Below are 1,223 nucleotides of genomic sequence, written 5' to 3' on the forward strand. Positions count from 1 at the left end.
TCTCCGACTCAGTAGTTCTATGCCGAGTACCACGGACAAGCACGAATCGATTGCGATTACCCTGGATCCATCAATGACATTAAACCTGCGTGGCACTATCCTCTATGCTTTTATGATTACAGCATCTTGCCAGTGATCCAAAATTCTGAACGTCACACAAATTACTTTTTGAAGAAGAACAATGATGACTGCTGGAAAAAGTATTCGAATTTATCTTGCCGACGGCTCAGTTTCTGGTATTCGGCATGGTGAAATCGTGAACTGGACAGGCCAAGCTATCGCGTGTACCCGCACCAGATTCGGTGACCTTAAAGATTGGCCCGAGGCTCGCCGCCCGGGAGTCTATTTTTTGTTTGGAATTAACGACCAAACCGGGCAAGAAGCTTTGTACATTGGCGAAGCCGAAGTAGTATTTGAACGCTTAGGCGCACACTTAACAGGAAAAGAATTTTGGAACGAACTTATCGCATTCACGAGCAAGGACGATAACCTGACAAAAGGTCACGTGCGCTATATTGAGTCACGTCTTATCCAACTAGCATCAACCGCCGGGCGTTACTTGCTCACGAATACAGCATCCCCGCAACTCCCCGCCCTACCGCGAGCAGACCGAGATTCAATGGAAGAATTCATTGTAAATTTACGTACCCTACTTGGGGTACTTGGTCATCGCGCCTTAGAACCATTAACTGGGCACCCGGCGAAACTTATTTCTTCGATTGAAAATCCTGTTGCTCAGTTGTCTGCATCTTTGTCACCAAACGATTCTTTTGAACAACAAATTACATTCAGTCTAAAAGTTAACGGCATTGATGCCTCAGCTATTCGCACGGACGAAGGAATCGTAGTTTTAGCAGGCTCACAAGTCTCATCAACCGTTAAATCGAGTCTTTCTGATGGGTACAAGGCACTACGGGAAAAGCTTATTTCCTCAAGAGTCATCGTGGGAACAGAAGGGACACTCCGCTTATCTCGCAATCATCTGTTTTCAAGTCCAAGCCAAGCCGCAGCAATCATTGTTGGATACGCAATTAATGGCCGAGATGCATGGCGCACGAATTATGGAAAAACATGGAGCGATATAGAAGCCGCTACTGTATACAAGTTGCTCAACGAGATTACCTCACCAACATAAAAATGCCTAAATTTGATGGACTTGTACTTTGCCTCTCTTATGCGATCATGCATCGGAAAAATCAGCCCTAGCATTCCCAATCACACCG

1 protein-coding gene is annotated in these 1,223 nt (G+C 45.6%); it reads left to right on the forward strand.

Features of this window, described 5'->3' with window-relative positions; translation table 11 throughout:
* The first annotated feature begins 184 nt into the window (after positions 1-184).
* Entirely contained in the window at positions 185-1,135 is a 951-nt protein-coding gene (locus tag ACVBEF_RS21215) for a GIY-YIG nuclease family protein (RefSeq protein ID WP_447125874.1), read from the forward strand.
* The last annotated feature ends 88 nt before the right edge of the window (positions 1,136-1,223 follow it).

It is taken from the genome of Glaciimonas sp. GG7, assembly GCF_052976905.1.